15 protein-coding genes are annotated in these 16805 nt (G+C 41.8%); 8 read left to right on the top strand and 7 right to left on the bottom strand.

Annotated elements, in window-relative coordinates; all coding sequences use genetic code 11:
- The first annotated feature begins 103 nt into the window (after nt 1–103).
- The 6 genes from C5S62_RS00300 to mobV all read left to right on the top strand — a co-directional run bounded on the left by C5S62_RS00300 (nt 104) and on the right by mobV (nt 7958).
- Entirely contained in the window at nt 104–1435 is a 1332-nt protein-coding gene (locus C5S62_RS00300) for an ATP-binding protein (RefSeq protein WP_104403572.1), read from the top strand.
- Nucleotides 1436–1610: 175 nt separating this feature from the next.
- Complete coding sequence (locus C5S62_RS00305; RefSeq protein WP_104403573.1) at nt 1611–2585, top strand: hypothetical protein; 975 nt, start codon at nt 1611–1613, stop codon at nt 2583–2585.
- On the top strand, nt 2567–4165 hold the full coding sequence (locus tag C5S62_RS00310) for a VPA1262 family N-terminal domain-containing protein (protein ID WP_104403574.1): 1599 nt from the start codon (nt 2567–2569) through the stop codon (nt 4163–4165). Before C5S62_RS00305 ends, C5S62_RS00310 begins: the two co-directional genes overlap by 19 nt.
- 254 nt (nt 4166–4419) lie before the next feature.
- Complete coding sequence (locus tag C5S62_RS00315) at nt 4420–5652, top strand: site-specific integrase (protein WP_032845450.1); 1233 nt, start codon at nt 4420–4422, stop codon at nt 5650–5652.
- Between the two features lie 21 nt (nt 5653–5673).
- Nucleotides 5674–6060 carry a hypothetical protein gene (locus tag C5S62_RS00320; RefSeq protein ID WP_032854248.1) on the top strand — a complete coding sequence of 129 codons (387 nt, stop codon included), beginning with the start codon at nt 5674–5676 and terminating at the stop codon, nt 6058–6060.
- Between the two features lie 542 nt (nt 6061–6602).
- On the top strand, nt 6603–7958 hold the full coding sequence (mobV, locus tag C5S62_RS00330; protein ID WP_032854247.1) for a MobV family relaxase: 1356 nt from the start codon (nt 6603–6605) through the stop codon (nt 7956–7958).
- 69 nt (nt 7959–8027) lie between these two features.
- Here the strand turns inward: mobV and C5S62_RS00335 are convergent, their stop codons facing one another.
- The 5 genes from C5S62_RS00335 to C5S62_RS00355 all read right to left on the bottom strand — a co-directional run bounded on the left by C5S62_RS00335 (nt 8028) and on the right by C5S62_RS00355 (nt 12701).
- Nucleotides 8028–8951 carry a site-specific integrase gene (locus C5S62_RS00335; protein WP_032845453.1) on the bottom strand — a complete coding sequence of 308 codons (924 nt, stop codon included), beginning with the start codon at nt 8949–8951 and terminating at the stop codon, nt 8028–8030.
- Between the two features lie 46 nt (nt 8952–8997).
- On the bottom strand, nt 8998–10170 hold the full coding sequence (locus tag C5S62_RS00340; RefSeq protein WP_016272403.1) for a DUF262 domain-containing protein: 1173 nt from the start codon (nt 10168–10170) through the stop codon (nt 8998–9000).
- A gap of 22 nt (nt 10171–10192) precedes the next feature.
- A complete protein-coding gene (locus C5S62_RS00345) occupies nt 10193–11044 on the bottom strand; it encodes a Bro-N domain-containing protein (protein ID WP_005682029.1) in 852 nt (283 codons plus the stop codon).
- A gap of 270 nt (nt 11045–11314) precedes the next feature.
- Nucleotides 11315–12496, bottom strand: a complete 1182-nt coding sequence (locus C5S62_RS00350; RefSeq protein WP_104403575.1) for an adenine-specific methyltransferase EcoRI family protein — start codon at nt 12494–12496, stop codon at nt 11315–11317.
- Nucleotides 12497–12500: 4 nt separating this feature from the next.
- Nucleotides 12501–12701, bottom strand: a complete 201-nt coding sequence (locus C5S62_RS00355) for a helix-turn-helix domain-containing protein (protein ID WP_005834452.1) — start codon at nt 12699–12701, stop codon at nt 12501–12503.
- 456 nt (nt 12702–13157) lie between these two features.
- Between C5S62_RS00355 and C5S62_RS00365 the strand changes: the two genes are divergently transcribed.
- Nucleotides 13158–13463: a hypothetical protein gene (locus tag C5S62_RS00365; RefSeq protein ID WP_104403576.1), complete on the top strand. Its 306-nt coding sequence runs from the start codon at nt 13158–13160 to the stop codon at nt 13461–13463.
- Nucleotides 13464–13714: 251 nt separating this feature from the next.
- Here the strand turns inward: C5S62_RS00365 and C5S62_RS00370 are convergent, their stop codons facing one another.
- A complete protein-coding gene (locus C5S62_RS00370) occupies nt 13715–13987 on the bottom strand; it encodes a hypothetical protein (protein ID WP_104403577.1) in 273 nt (90 codons plus the stop codon).
- Nucleotides 13988–14049: 62 nt separating this feature from the next.
- Nucleotides 14050–15051, bottom strand: a complete 1002-nt coding sequence (locus C5S62_RS00375) for a hypothetical protein (protein ID WP_104403578.1) — start codon at nt 15049–15051, stop codon at nt 14050–14052.
- A 461-nt stretch (nt 15052–15512) separates the two neighbouring features.
- Between C5S62_RS00375 and C5S62_RS00380 the strand changes: the two genes are divergently transcribed.
- The gene (locus tag C5S62_RS00380) at nt 15513–16607 is read left to right on the top strand and encodes a phage integrase SAM-like domain-containing protein (RefSeq protein WP_371411175.1); all 1095 of its coding nucleotides are present in this window, start codon (nt 15513–15515) and stop codon (nt 16605–16607) included.
- Nucleotides 16608–16805 lie beyond the last annotated feature (198 nt).

Here is a 16805-nt window from a genome sequence, read left to right on the forward strand (position 1 = left end):
CATTTCAGCTCTCGAATTTTAACACATGCACCGGAATTTCGGCTTGACCCGTATTTTTTTAGTATTTTTGTCACCGTGGTAATAATTACGACGGTAATAAAATATGAAATTCTATAATCGGACAAAAGAAATAGAGGAGCTGCGACGTATCCAAGGACGAGCCTTTGACTCTCGGTCGAGGATGACTGTCATAACCGGTCGACGTCGCATCGGCAAGACTTCGCTTGCTCTGCGTGCAACGCAGGGCGAATATCCTACTGTATATCTATTCGTAAGCAGAAAAAACGAGGCTGCATTGTGCGAAGAGTTTGCCGGACTGATTTCATCGTCTCTTGATTGTTATGTGCCTTCTGAGATAAAGTCGTTCAAGTCGTTGTTCCAGATGTTGATGGAGCTTGCGAAGGCTAGCAAGTTCAACCTGATTATTGATGAATTTCAGGAGTTTTTCAATATCAATCCATCGGTTTACAGTGACATGCAGAATATCTGGGATTATTACCGAAACGATACTCATGTCAATTTGCTTCTCATGGGATCCGTGTATTCAATGATGCACAAGATCTTTGAAAATTACCACGAACCACTCTTTGGCAGAGCTGATGCCATGATATGTCTCTCAGGATTCGGTACTGAAACTATGAAGGAAATCATGCAGGATTTCCGCCCGGACTATACCAACGATGAATTGCTTGCATTATACACCATCACAGGAGGAGTGCCGAAATATATTGAGTTGTTGTGTGACGACACCGATCTATCAATCGAGGGAATGTTTGATTATGTCGTTCGGGAAAACTCCCTGTTCGTAAACGAAGGGCGTAATCTGTTGATTGAGGAATTCGGTAAGGATTACGGATTGTATTTCTCAGTATTGAGCTGCATAGCTTCCGGTATCAACACTCAGGGTGCAATCGAAAGCTCGTTGGGAGGAGTTACAGTAGCCGGACATCTGAAAAGGCTGATTGAGGATTACTCGCTCATCAAGCGAGTGCGCCCTATATTGTCTAAGCCTCGTTCGCAGAATGTTCAGTATGAGATCAACGATAACTTCCTTCGTTTCTGGTTTAACTATTTTGACCGTAACCAGACATTGATGGAGCTTAACAACTTTGAATATCTGCGTCAGATCGTCTTCTCAGATTATCCGACCTTCTCAGGTCTTGCACTTGAAAAATGGTTCCGTCTGAAAATGATGGAAAGCCATCAATATTCCGATATAGGCTCATGGTGGGAACGCAAGAAGGGAAAGGAAGCCAACGAGATAGACATCGTGGCTCTTTCAATCGATGGAAAAACAGCCCTTGTAGCCGAAGTAAAGCGCCAGCAACGCAACTACGACCACAAAGCCTTCATGGAGAAAGTAGATAGCATCAAAACAAGCATTCTATCAAAGTATAAGATAGAAACACGTTTGTTTACTTTAGAGGATATGTAGCTGTCTTATTCCTGTGGCAATAATTACGATGGTGACAAAATTCAATAGTTCTTCATATACTTTCATGATCACTAGTGTCCTATAAAATGGGAGCTGTTAAAAATTATATTAATTAGCCCATTGAGCTCTTTTTCGATTTTAATGGGACAGTAATGGAACTTATAACTTACATACTATGATAGATAGCGATTACATGATATTACGTCTTTACGTTCTTCGAATTGGGAACGGTCAAAAAGACTGTAAATACAAAATAGCGTATGGCATTGCCACGCCATTTGTAAGCGGAATGACCGAGCCGGTTATTTCTCAATTTACAAAATTAGGCTCATTCGGTAAAAAATGTTCCTTAGCTGCTATTCTAATAGCTCTGGAAACAGATGTAATTGTTTCTATATATAACGACTTGCTGGAGGGTATTTCTTTTAAGTCGTCATTAGCAAAATGGAACGTTGACACTTCGAAAATGAGTTATGATGTAGTCTACTCCCAGAAATATGTGAACATACCATGGTTTGAGGATAACGTCGCCTCTTATCAGATTAATTATACAAGAGTTGCTTGGATGCTGGAACCTCTTCAGCTATTTGATGTTGAAGGCATTGATCCGGATAAAAAAGATGATGTATTAGCAGTCTTAACCTCGGCTGTGTCCAAAAAAACTCATTTCCCCGAGAACATAATACAGGAAAAAATTGGGAACTTAGATATAATAGTGGCGCCAGCAAGAAACGAAAATTGGAAAATGCTGGTGGAATCATCCCTGACAAAGGGTACTCCATTTGTGCTACGGGTAAATGTCCTGTCTGAACTATCCGACAAATATGAAAGTATTTTCGTTAATGCAAGGATAACAGTAGGAGGAAAGGTCATTGCAGATCAACTGAAAAATATAAAAACAGAACAGGGCATAACATCGTCATTATCTTTTGAATCACAATATCCGCCTGAAACAACAGAAATCAAAGTCTGGGGCTTTAAAGATAATGCTTCAATACTTATCCATAAAGCTACTTACCACTATATTCAGCAAATACTTATCAATACAGAGATTTGTGGGGAGAGAATCAACGTCGACACCGTATGGCTTGAAAAATTAAGGAAAATGCCAATGAAAAGCAAAAAGCAATTGTGGAAAAGGCCGGGGTGATAGAACGTAAGTCTTCTATTGAACATATTATAAAAGACCACACTTGCTGTCAATGGAAAACACGCAAAAAGAGGATTCATCAAGTCATAAAATCAAATGATGAATATTTCCCTAAAGGTTGGAAATATGATACAATGGAAAACGGAATGCTTAGTTTCCTAGAATGGTTTAAACGTAAGGCAAAGGGGGCTACTGATGTTTTTTTGCAAGACCCTTATTTTGAAGATGTGGCTTTGTTCTTTTTAGCTTCGGCAGACACTGAGAGCGAATATACTGTTCTTACACAGACTCACCTGAAGACTAATTCTGATGGGAGTGATGCCATAGTGCCGGAAAATGATATGCCGGAAAGAAAAAAAACAATACAGTTATGTATTCTCCAAAACCCTACTCTATTCAATAGGATGAAACTTATTGTCAAAGACATTCCTGTTTCAGATAATAAATTGCATGACAGGTACATTCTTTTTACCTACCCTAACGGAAAATCAGAGGCATATACTCTTTCCAATTCCATTCAGGGTGCAACTACTAAGCAACCTCTTCTGGTTACACAAATTGGAGATAATGCTTACAATAAGTTGAGAATTCATCTTACTGAGCTATTGGATAAGAACAGCATAGAAACCATCTATGATTATAGAGAACAAAAAGAACTACCTAGTGAAGACGTCTCTGAAATTGCCGACCCTGGATTTTATAATTGGTTATGCAGCCGGATCGGGAAAGAATCCGAGATAGATACAAGACTGATATTAGAGGATATTTTTGGCTGGAACACAATCCCAAAGATTTCAACTTTTGGCTATGGTCTTGCGTGTATTCCCGATTCGGAGAACTATAACATTATTCAAAATGCAGCTATAATTATTAAAAACAATAATGAATGGATTGCCATCTTAAAAGACTTTATATTAGCTAAACATTATTCACAATATCCTGTCGGCTTTATCGGATGTCCCCATTTCGGTTATGGCTATAGAAATCCGAGCTATCTGGTGGAACTTAGCTTCAACGAGATTGTATCCCGCTATAATATATATATATTAGAATATGCCGGGATTGACACAGATACTTTCAGGGTATGGGGACAATATTATGCTTGTCAGATACTTTCAAAAACATCGCCAGAAGAAGCCATAGACGTTCTGAAACAGTTAAGAAGAACACTTGTTACTATACGGTATGATAAACAGATCACGCCAGTGTTTAAGGCTACGACAGTGCTTCTAAACGCATTGTTATTGCAAGCATCATATTGTGATGACTATAAAATAATGGACATCCTTCTGAAAGATGATGAGGAATGGTGCAGAGCATTAGGAGCATTACTCTTAGTGTATTATTCACGCAACTCAGAGTTCGATGCAGCTGGTGCATTAAATAAAATAAGTAATAAAAATGAGTTAATACATGTTTGCAAGCTGGCATGGGGATTACAAGATAGAATAGCAGATATGAATCTTTTTTATTCACGTCTGATTGATGTATACGAAAATAAGTCGAGCGATGATATCCTTAAAGAGCTGGTTACGCTATTACAGGACCCTTACATAATTGAATATAAAATAAACACATAGCGAAAAAGTAAATTTGAGCAAAGCGTAGTGAATTGACTGATACAGCGTTCGTTACGCTTTGTTTTTCTATTGAGTAAAGCCAACGAAAAGCCAACATGAAGCCAAACAGTGTAAGAGTTCAGTTACCACTTCATTACTCCCGTAACGGGTGCAGATTTCTTGCTAAATGGCTCTATTTCTGTAATTTGCGTCGATTTGCATAACTGTCGGTAACTCACTAATAACTAATTTTGTGACCAAAAAAAGGAGTGAGTATGCGAAGTACATTCAAGGTATTATTTTACGTGAAGAAAGGCAGCGAGAAGCCGAACGGCAACCTGCCTCTGATGTGCCGTATCACGGTGGACGGCGAGATTAAACAGTTCAGTTGCAAGATGGACGTTCCCCCACGACTGTGGGACGTGAAGAACAACCGTGCTTCGGGCAAGAGCGCCGAAGCGCAGAGAATCAATCTTGCCGTTGATAAAATTCGTGTGGAGGTAAACCGCCGCTATCAAGAGCTGATGCAGACGGACGGGTATGTTACCGCCGCCAAGTTGAAAGATGCCTATCTCGGTATCGGTGTCAAGCAGGAAACCTTGCTGAAACTGTTCGAACAGCACAATGCCGAGTTTGCCAAGAAAGTCGGGCACAGCAGGGCGCAGGGGACATTCACCCGTTATCGGACGGTCTGTAACCATATTCGGGAGTTCCTGCCCCATACCTACAAGCGTGAGGATATTCCGTTAAAGGAACTCAACCTCACGTTCATCAACGACTTCGAGTATTTCCTGCGCACGGAGAAGAAATGCCGTACCAATACCGTGTGGGGCTACATGATTGTGCTAAAGCATATTATTTCAATAGCGAGGAATGACGGGCGTTTGCCGTTCAACCCCTTTGCAGGGTACATCAACTCACCCGAAAGCGTGGATAGGGGCTACCTTACCCAAAAGGAGATACAGACGCTCATGGACGCACCGATGAAGAACACTTACCATGAACTTGTACGGGACTTGTTCGTCTTTTCTGTTTTCACGGGTTTGGCGTATTCGGACGTGAAGAACCTCACCACCGACCGCCTGCAAACATTCTTTGACGGCAACCTTTGGATAATCACCCGAAGAAAGAAAACCAACACCGAATCAAACATCCGTCTTTTGGACGTTCCCAAGCGTATCATAGAGAAATACAAGGGGCTGGCAAGGGACGGTCATGTTTTCCCCGTTCCGAGTAACGGAAGCTGCAACAAGATACTCAAAGAGATAGGCAGACAGTGCGGTTTCAAGGTGCGCTTGACCTATCACGTGGCACGCCACACGAACGCCACGACCGTACTTTTATCCAACGGTGTACCCATTGAAACCGTCAGCAGGCTTCTCGGTCACACCAACATAAAGACCACCCAGATTTACGCAAAAATCACCGCCCAGAAGATAAGTCAGGACATGGAAACCTTGTCGCACAAGCTGGAGGAGATGGAGAAGAATATCTGCCGAGCCATTTAGTCACCTTAAAACAGCATACCGATGAAAGAAGAAAGGAATATTATCACGATGGACGGGCAGGGCAATATTTTTCTGCCGACCGATATAGGCGCAACCGCCATGACCGAGTGGGAAATCTGCGAACTGTTCGGGGTTATCGCCCCGACGGTTCGGGCAGAGATAAAGGCTCTCTGCAAAAGCGGAGTTTTGAGCGTATATGACATAAAGCGCATTATCCGCCTATCGGACAAATACAGCATAGAGGTTTACAACCTCGAAACGATAGCCGCCCTCTCTTTCCGTATCGAATCGTTCGGGGCGGCGAAAGTCCGCAAAGTGTTGTTGGAAAGGATTATGCACGGGCGAAAAGAAAACAGCATGATTTTTCTTTCGCTGAATGTCGGCAGTCAAGCAGTCATGTTGTCATGAAGTCGTGTCGTACTGTCGTATTGGAATCATTGAATCTGTAAGTCAGTCAATCCATTAACAACCGACTATGTGCAGATACGCAGATTCGATTTTCCGAACACAGTAAAGCGGAGCAATCATTCCCGTTTACAAAGGCAAAGCAAGCACGGGGCTTCATGTCGGCTAAAAGGTCGGGCGGCTGCGCCGTTTCCCGATAAATCTTCCTCTCGCTTCGCTGCGAGCGTATTTATCGGGAAAACCTTGTATCCGACCGCCCCATGCAAGAGAAGCCTTTGAAAACGGAAACGACCGCCCCGCCACCCACCGACCGAAAGGGAAAAAATAAGGTGAGGTTACGGGCAAGCAGGCGGCAGTGTATTTACGGCAGAAAATACCATAGCTTATTAGGGAATTTTCCGAGCCGCAATACTACGTATCGCTGAAAATTCCCCAATAAGGCAAGGGGCAAGCCCCTCTGCACACCCCATCGGGGACGGCATTTGCCGCCCCCGAAGATACAAAAAAATCATTGTTACACAAGCCAAAAAAGAAAGGAAGAATATATGGGTTTCGTAGTTTTACACATGGAAAAGGCGCACGGTTCCGACAGCGGGACGACCGCCCACATAGAGCGTTTCATCATACCCAAGAACGCTGACCCCACACGCACGCATCTAAACCGAAAACTCATCGAATATCCCGAAGGAGTGAAAGACCGTTCGGCGGCTATCCAAAGGAGGCTGGAAGAAGCGGGACTGACACGCAAAATCGGAAGTAACCAAGTGCGGGCAATCCGCATCAACGTGTCGGCAACACCCGAAGACATGGAACGCATCGAACGGGAGGGACGGCTGGACGAGTGGTGCGCCGACAACCTCAAATATTTTGCCGACACGTTCGGGAAGGAGAACATCGTGGCGGCTCACCTGCACTTGGACGAGAAAACACCGCACATGCACGTCACACTTGTGCCGATAGTCAAGGGGGAACGCAAGCGGAAGAAAAGGGAGGAGCAGGCGAAGAAACGCTACCGCAAGAAGCCGACCGACACCGTGAGGCTGTGCGCCGATGACATCATGAACCGCTTGAAACTGAAAGCCTATCAAGACAGCTACGCTGTTGCGATGAAAAAATACGGTTTACAACGGGGCGTGGACGGTTCGGAAGCGAGGCACGTTTCCACGCAGCAATATTACCGTGACATAAAGCGACAAACGGAGGAACTGAAAACGGAAGTGGTGGAATTGCAGGAACGGAAAGAAACGGCACGGGAAGAGCTTGAACGGGCGAAAAAAGAGATACAGACCGAACGGCTGAAAGGGGCAGCCACGACCGCAGCCGCCAACATCGCCGAGAGTGTCGGTTCTCTTTTCGGGAGCAACAAGGTCAAGACACTGGAGAGGGAGAACACCGCCCTGCATAGGAAGGTAGCCACACACGAGGAGACCATCGAAGCCCTGCAAGCCGAGATACAGACCATACGGGCAGACCACAGCCGCCAAGTGCTGGAAATGCAGCAACGGCACTTGCTGGAAAAGAACGAGACGGTAACAAAACATCAAACGGAAGTATCAAGGCTTAACGCCTTGTTGATAAAAGCCACAGAATGGTTTCCTTGGTTTCGTGCTATGCTCCGTATTGAGAAATTGTGCCTTGCTGTCGGTTTTACCCATGAACAGACCGCCCATTTAATGACAGGCAAGCCATTGCCGTACAACGGCGAACTCTATTCCGATGAGCATAGGCGTAAGTTCAAGACGAATGATGTTACTGCCAAAGTTGGTACAAACAATGGAAAGCTGATACTTGCCATTGACGGACTGCATATCGGGGAATGGTTCAAGAAACAATTTGAACGATTACAACAGAATGTCGGTTGGAAGCCTATTCAGAAAAAGAATAAAGGCTTCAAGCTATAGTCAATCATGCGCATCACATACATGGAGGACATTTTTTGTCCCCCCATGTATATAGAGTCCAAGACCAACTCATGTTATTCCCAAGAAATTACTCATACGGTCAATACACCGTTTCTTTTGATTGAGATTAGGATGAACGTACAGATTAAGTGTCGTTGCCACATTTGAGTGACCGAGTATGACACTGACAGTTTTATAATCACACTGGCTTTCAATACATCGGGTCGCAAATGTATGCCTAAGTCCATGAAAGACCAAGTGGGGAATATCCAATCGTTTTAGCAACCTGCCAAAATAATCACGATAAGAACGGGGCTCTTTAGATTGTGTGGAAGTGCCTACCACGTATGGGGATTGAGATTGTTTCCTTATCATTTTCAATGCTTGGAGAAGCTGTTTGGATATAGGAATCTCACGATAGGAATTCTTGGTTTTTGGGGAAGAGTGAACCCTTTCTGTAGATTTCAACTCACAGTTATATATTCTGCCTACAGTATGCTTCACGATGACTGTCTTTTGTGCAAAATCCACATCTTCCCATTTCAAAGCACAAACCTCACCGATTCTCATTCCGGTACAGAGAGCCAACAGTACACCTATATTTTGTGGAGTGGGCTGTTCCAGCAAGTGACGCATCAATATACGCTGATGATTTAATGACAATGTGGGCGGCAGTTTGTTTTCTGTTTGGGTAGGATATTCGATTTCCCATTCTTCAAAATGGAAAATCCCGTGCTTATTCCCGTATTTGATAACAGATTTGAGCACTGCCACTATATCCCGGACTGTTTTTCTTGCTAATCCGGAAGTACATTTGTCTATCACAAACTGCTGGACATCCTTCTCTGTTATATTTTCCGCAGCGCCAAATCGTGGCAATAGGTGTGTCTGTAACGTAAGCTGATAAGCACATAGGGTGGAATGCTTCACTATCGGACGCTTTGCATCACACCAAATCTCGGAAACTTCGTGAAATGTTTTTTTATTGTTCATATTTTGAGAGAATTAATTGATTTAACTCTCTCAAAATAACACACTTTCACCGATTTCCCTTTGAACGATTATGGGTTTTACAAAGCATCTCACAATTTTCCATGCTGGTTGCCCCTCCCTTGCTCCATGCAGTCACATGGTCGGCATCCATTTCCGAAAGTTTGTAAATACGGGTCTTGTTGGCATTATTCCCCAACGCACAGAGCGGACAATTGGAAATTCCTTGTTTCTCAGCCGCTTCGGTCTGACGCTTGTAAGCAGCCCGCTTGGTTGATTCTTCAAAGATACGGATGTCAAGCAGTTTTTTATCCTCTTCTCCACCCAGTACATATTCGTAAATATTTCGGGGACACCGCACGCTTTCATCCGCTTGCAAGGCTTTTACCCGTTCCGCGACATGGACGGTGCTATAAGGGGTGGCATGGTACGTTTCATACAGCCGTCCCCATTCCAAGCCGCACATGTCACGCTCTACCATAGTAAAGGTAGCCGATACCCAGTCAATCACAGAACGGAAATAACTTTCCAATTCTCCCGTGGAAGGCTCGTGACGGTGTATGCTCATATAGGCATCAATGCTCATCCCCTTACTGTCGCAAATCCACCGGAGGGCTTCTGCCAGATAATCCTGCCGTTTCACATCTCCCTTGATATAATGACTCCATTTCTGTATTTCCGCATTTTGGGAATTACTGAACACCCGCTTGGCTGCGTTCACGAACTCGCCCGAATAAATGGCATTGAGCAATTCCTGCTCCTTGAGCGGAATGCCCACAATATTGATGGTCTTGAACCACTCCTTTATTTCCTTTTCTTCACCCTCGCATTCATATACCAGCAGAGAGGATTGCATAATCTTTTGTTGCTGCTCTTCGGGTAATCCCGAGAAATACTGCACGTTATCCGCTTCATCCTTGATGGCGAATTTCCCTGTAACAAACCGCCCGATAGAAGTGATGCGTTGCTGCCCGTCAAGTACTTCAAATCGTCCGTCCACAGTCCGGTTGAAATAGATTAGTCCGATGGGATAGCCTTTCAGCAGGGATTCTATTACCGCTACATCACGTTTCCCATCGTTGTAGATGTAATGGCGTTGATACTCGGGTTGGATAGTGAGCCGCCCGTCCAATCCAAACAGACCTTTACCTTCCAATTCGTTGTAGGTAAATCCCTTACAGATGTCTTCGACAGTCCATTCTGTATGCAATGTTGTCTCCATGATATTGATTCACTTTTTAGGATTATTCTTTTGTGTCTTCTTCTTCCGGAGATGAATTGAGCGCAATGCCTGTCTTGGCGTTCAGCGGACTGATGACTGCCTTGCCCGTCTTGGCTTCCAACTCCATACGGGCATTGCGGGCAATCTCACCACCGGCTTCCGCCACATCCATGTGTTCCCGAAATGTCTCCGGATTTTTACTTTCAGATATTTCTTTGGTGGAAAGTTCCGCCAACATATTTAGCACCAATTCCTTATTGGTCATATTATCACGTAAGTTCTCTTTTTTCAGACCTTTGAACTGCTTATATTCCTTGGCGGTCATGTCACTCCAAGTCTGATAAATAATATCGGTCAGCGTAGCAAACTGCACCCCCTCTTGCAATCCGTGCCGCTTCCATTCATCCGTGAGGTCTTTACGAATCTCTATGGATTTGAGACGCTGATTAATCCAATTATCCGAATACCCCAACCGCTTATAGTCCACCAGTGCTTGATTGATAGAGAGTTCGGGGTCTTGCATTTGGTTAAGACGTTCAGTTGCCACTTGTGCCATCCACTGCTTGAACGGTTCTGCTTTGGGCGATGGAATAGACTGAATCAAACGGAGAAGCTGCTGAGTATCTGCGACATCGGTTAAATACATCTTTCCATCAGCCGATTTCATTTTCAGTTGACTACAATTTGTAGTCAACTCACTCCCTTCTTTTTTTAAACGTGTTTTCAAGACACTCCAATACTTACGAGGATTAGGGCTATCGGTTAGGACAGCCACCACATCCACTATGGAAAAGTACCATTTTTCTTCTTTGTCATCCCAAATGGTACGAACTTTCTTGGTTTCAAAAAGTTTGATGGCATTATGCTGAGTCATAATATTATATTTTTGTCTTTATTTTTAAGTTGAAATCTTAGGTTGTAATCGTGGTATAGACCAAGACCCTAATGGAGTATATGGAAGAAGTGCTTATATTCATAATGTTGAGATGTTTAAAAGATTATTTATTCAGTATAGGAAGTTGAAATCTTAGGGATTAGTTTGGAACTTGGTATCAAGAAGCCCGATAATCTTCCGAAAGAGAAACAAGGTGGTCCCGCTTTTTACATTAAGATGGGAACCGACTACAATCGAATGTATTGCAGATTAGCTATTAGGCGCAAACTTACGGTTGATAATTAGAATGCGTTGATAGACTTTTTCTTGAATACCGTTTCTTATGATTACTCCACTGGCATTTAAGTCGTATGTACCAACCTTTCCAAACTTTTTCAAATAGGCGGTTTTACATTCGTATGTGGTATAAACACGGGTTTTCATTGTGTATAAGTCCTCATTCTCGCACATCCCTAAGATTTCAAATTGCTCCGGACAATACTTATCCAAAAAGGAAATAGGAACGCCCATCACACCGTCATAATCTGACGGAATAGCATCCGTAAAAGGCACTTCAATGGCATCATAATTGTCATAACGGTCATAGGCGGTTTTGCCTTTCAGTTCCTTATGCTTGGAAAAGCGTAGGTTATCTGCCATGCTCATCAGTGCAAGTGGCTGATGCCGACGACCGTGGTCAATATTGGTTAGCCATACAGACTGCGAACGAGCTAAAATCTTTCCATCTATTATTCTATATCCTGAGCCTAATTTCTTACCATTCGTAAGTTGGTCTGTATCTGGGACTTCAAATAACAAATCAACACTCATAGGTGTCTTTCCAAGCCACATCTTGTTGTTTTTTATCAAAGGAAATACCTCCTTATAAGTAATGCAGTTTTTATTGCCTATGACTGCAAATTGTTTCTTTCCTTCCACAATCCAAGCCAAGAACTCACGAAAGAGGGAGAACGGAGGATTGGTGATGATAAAATCCGCTTCATTACGAAGTTCGGTAACTTCTTTGCTTCGGAAATCCCCGTCACCATCCATATACTTCCATTCGAGGTCATCAATATTGATACGTCCGTCCCCGCTTTTGTCTCGTTCCAAGATGAATATTTTACCTTTCACCTGTGCCTTGGACGGGTCGAATTGAGGCGCTTCTTGCTCAAACAAAGAGGGCTGATAAGGTGTTTTGTATTTTTTGCTATCCGGTGCATAACTCGTAGAAATCAGTTTTTTCAAGCCTAACTCATCAAACTTGGCAGCAAAGTATCGGGTAAAGTTGCTCCATTCGGGGTCATCACAAGGAAGCAATACAGTCTTTCCTCTAAACACGTCCGGGTCATATTCAAGATAGGCATTCATTTCAATCTCTATGTCATGAAATTGCGTATAGAACTCATCATTCTTAGCCGCCTTAGCTTCTTTTAGATTAGTATTTGCCATATGTCTATTTTTTTATTTCGTTAGGTACAAGAAGTGTACGCACGTCCACATTCAGTATTTCCGCTATCCTGTATAGTACGGGTATAGGCGGTTGCACTTTATTCGTGGCGTATAGATTGACCATATTAAAACCTTTGCCAAGCCGTTTAGCCAATTCAGTTTGACTAATCCCCGCCTCAATCAATGCTTCTTTTATCCGATTCATTGCGACATCTTCTTTAACTTGTCACAAAGGTATATAATTTTATTGGGTAAACCACTGTGCTCTTAAAAGAAAGTATTTCGTTAATGGCTTATCCCAAGCTATTTTGGAAAATTCTATTTGTTTTTTCGCCAGTCGATTTTATAAAACTGCCGCCGATAGTTCGTACTTTTGAAAAAAATCCCTATATTTGCAGATGAAAGAGTTATTTGACAGCATAGCAACGCAAAACGCTGAAATTCGCACGGTTGCTAACTCGTTACCGCCACTTTTCAAATAATTCGCTAAAAGTTTATTCCTCAATCGGTTAAGTCTAACCGACTAAAATCTAAAATAGATTTTGTTGAGAAAGTTATTAAACCTCTAATTGAACATGGGTTCTTATCGTGTAAAACAATAAGCGACTACGTTATCGAAGGTATTTACGCAAAAAGTATAAGTGCTGATAACGCAGTTCAGTTGAGAAGGATTCTTCCGGGTGTGCTTTATTCATTAAATGGCAGTTTCGATATGCTTGTTATCAAAGCGAAAAATACTATTAAAAAATTCTTAGCCAATGTGCGATCAATTGTTATACCAGATGATGATTCTTTATTCGAGGCAGCCCGAGAGGTGATAAATCTTCGCAATCTACTGAGAGACTTATTGTATCTATGTGATTTAAATGAAAATCCAAAGGGAAGCACTGTCAAACATCTTCTAACCGAAGTTGATGCGGAACTTGATAAAGTTGGCTTACATAACACTAAATTAAAGTTCGAATAATTCAATCAAGCACCCACCAAATTAAACTATAAAAATCCCTGAGGATGACATAATATCAATGCCGGCAGCTTCTATAAGCTGTCGGTTTTTATTTATCACCTCGGCAGAGATCCACTTTATCTCACCCGTACCTTTTTTGAGTCAATACCAGCACTAACATTGCATAAGCAGAACTCGCCCTTAGATGAACTAAACTGTCCGGCAACAGAGGAATATTCGCTACCGGTTCGACGCATTACGAGTGTGGACAACTATTGCAATAACTGAGGTGTATATATGGGGTTCTCTGACGCTATCTTGAAAGTGTGAATATAAGCATCTTTCAGATTAACGTTCATCATCTGTTCGGTCAGAGAGTGCCCCTTTGTGGCAATACCCTCATTGAAAAGAAGATGGTTCTCTATTTCAGCAACAGTAGAACTATCAATAGCTGTAGAAAGGGTGATGGAGTAGAGGTAGAACTTCTTATAGTCCACCTGATTCTCAACCCCCGAAGCAAAATATACCTTCAGAGCCTCCTTCATCTTTATGTCAAATTCTCTATCTACTATTAAAATAATCCAATTTCAGAGCTTCTTGCTTGTATTTAGGCCTCAACAACTTCCCATATATCTCTCATCGCGGGACAGTCAATACTATCAAAACGATCTTTCTGCATAGCCATACATAACAAATATCGGGGGCGACTTGCACCAACATAAATTATCCTTAAACATTGAAGTACTCTTTTATCTGTTCCAGTATATGGGATTCCTTTAAATTGCTCCCTAATGTACTCTGATTCATGTTTACCAAAATATGAAGTTTCCAAATAAAGTGTAGCTGCATGTGTTTCACCTTTGACCGAATGAACTGTAGCCACTTCAATATCTATCCCTTCACCATGAAAGACATTTCCATGTTTGATGATTTCGACATCTTTATTATCTTCACCGATTGTATTGAAAAAACTTTTGGCATCTTCTACTACATTCTTTTCAAATATAGGCATTATCGAATTTTTAATAAATTCATAAATCTGATTTTTTACAGTTGTAATGTCATCAGGCATTTTGCTTTTAACCAAATCCATAGACCAACACATAATCTTGTTTAGAAAAACATCCTTTAAATGGCAGGATGTTAATACTTGTAACAATGATTTCCGAGTATAACGTCTATTACCATCTTTTATATTACAAATGTCTAAAAACTTCAATATACCTTGAATAAGAGATACTGCAAAATCTTTAACATTTGTATTAGGATTCTTTGGAATGAAGTCATCGAAATAATCACCTTCTGATTTTGGTCGCAAATCTTTCCTTTCAAATGCAGGGAAATAAGAAACAACTGATCTTGCACGTTCATTAGAGACCTTCTTACCTACCCAACCACAAGCTTTAATATTAATTCTGTGTAATGGACCTTCGTACCTCTCTTTATTCGCAACTTCAAGAACAGTAAGATTGCCCTTTTCTATAATAGGTATAGAATTAAGTAATTCTACAAATTTGGGAATAACTGCCAATGGGTCTACATAAGTTATAATTATAGGTTTTAAAGATGGAACGCTATCATTGCCGACAAGTGAACGATTATCTTCCATACACAACGTTCGCAGGGGCTTTGCTATCTTTTCTCCAAACCTGTTGCTATCATGTATATATGAAACTCGATCTCCTTTGAGCTCTTCAATCTCTTCAATCTCTTCAATCTCAACTCTGTCATTATCCTCTCCATCAAAAATAGCTTGACAATAATCACCAAAACGTTGAACAATTACTTTTCAAATGCAAAGTTACTACAAAACGCTGGAATAATCAACCGAAATCGGAATAATAGTGCATCCTGCACTGATAATAAACGCATTACGCTGAAAATCTCGGAAATACGGGAAATAGCAATTTAGCAAAGAAACGCAAGGTAATGAAATAGAACGGTTGCCTAATCGTTACCCGAAATCGAGTAAGATTTTTCTTTGTGTCGTCACGTTTCATAGTTCTGCATCATATTGCGTATCAATACATAACTCGCTGACAACTAATTTTGTAACCAAAAAAAGATTGGATTATGCGAAGTACATTTAAGGTGCTGTTCTACGTGAACGCAAGCAAGGAGAAAAACGGTATTGTTCCCATCATGGGACGAGTGACAATCAACGGCTCAGTAGCCCAATTCAGTTGTAAGCGTACCATTGCAAAAGAGCTTTGGGATGTAAAAGGCAACAGAGCCAAAGGTAAGAGCGAGGAAGCAAGAGAAATCAATCTTGCTTTGGATAATATCAAGGCTCAAATCATCAAACACTATCAACGCCTGTCGGATAGAGAAGCCTATGTAACTGCCGAAATGGTACGCAATGCCTATCAAGGCATCGGAACAGAATATGAAACACTGCTCGGCGCATTTGATAAGGATAATGCCACATTCAAGAAGCGTGTAGGTACAGACCGAGTGATAGCAACTTATATGTCAAGAGTACGGGCAAGAAACCATGTCGCAGCATTCATCAAGGCGAATTACAAGCGTAACGATATGTCTATGATTGAGCTGACTCCTGACTTTATCAAGGAGTTTGCGGTATTCCTCACAACAGACAGAGGTTTGCAGAATGGCAGTATTTGGGCAAATTGTATGTGGCTCAAGGGTGTTGTTATGCGTGCCCACTACAACGGATTGATGCCGAGAAACCCATTTGCTCAATTCCACATAAGCCCCAATGTTAAGGAGAGGGAGTTTCTGACCGAAGATGAATTAAAAGCGGTGATGACACGCGATTTTACGGATAGCAAGTTGGCATATATCCGAGACCTGTTTGTGTTTGCAAGTTTTACAGCCTTGTCATTCGTGGATATTAAGGAACTTACCACTGATGATATTGTAGCAATAAACGGTGAGAAATGGATATTATCCAAGCGACACAAAACCAAAATACCGTTCCAAGTTAAGTTGTTGGATATTCCGTTGCAGATTATCAAGCGATACGAGCCATTCCAAGAGAACAAACTCGTATTCCCCAATTTGAACTATTGGAGTATCTGTAAACCATTGAAAAAGATGATAAAAGAGTGCGGAATCGACAAGGACATTTCATTCCATTGCTCAAGACATTACGAATTGTCTTTATCGCTGAATTTGAATAGTTTGCAAAGATTTGTTTCTTGATGGGTAACGATTTAGAAACAAGCGAAGTTCTGTATTTTACCTCGTTTTGCATTAAATCAAAAGAACACTTTTTCTAAATGCAAATATAATACTATTTTTTGAAAAAACATACTTTTGTGGGTAACTAAATTCAGCGAATTATGGGCTATGGTTGCTGAAATTTATACTTCAATCCATATTCTTCCAGTTTGTTGTACA

The sequence above is a fragment of the Prevotella sp. MGM2 genome (assembly GCF_002933955.1).
Classification (GTDB): domain Bacteria; phylum Bacteroidota; class Bacteroidia; order Bacteroidales; family Bacteroidaceae; genus Alloprevotella.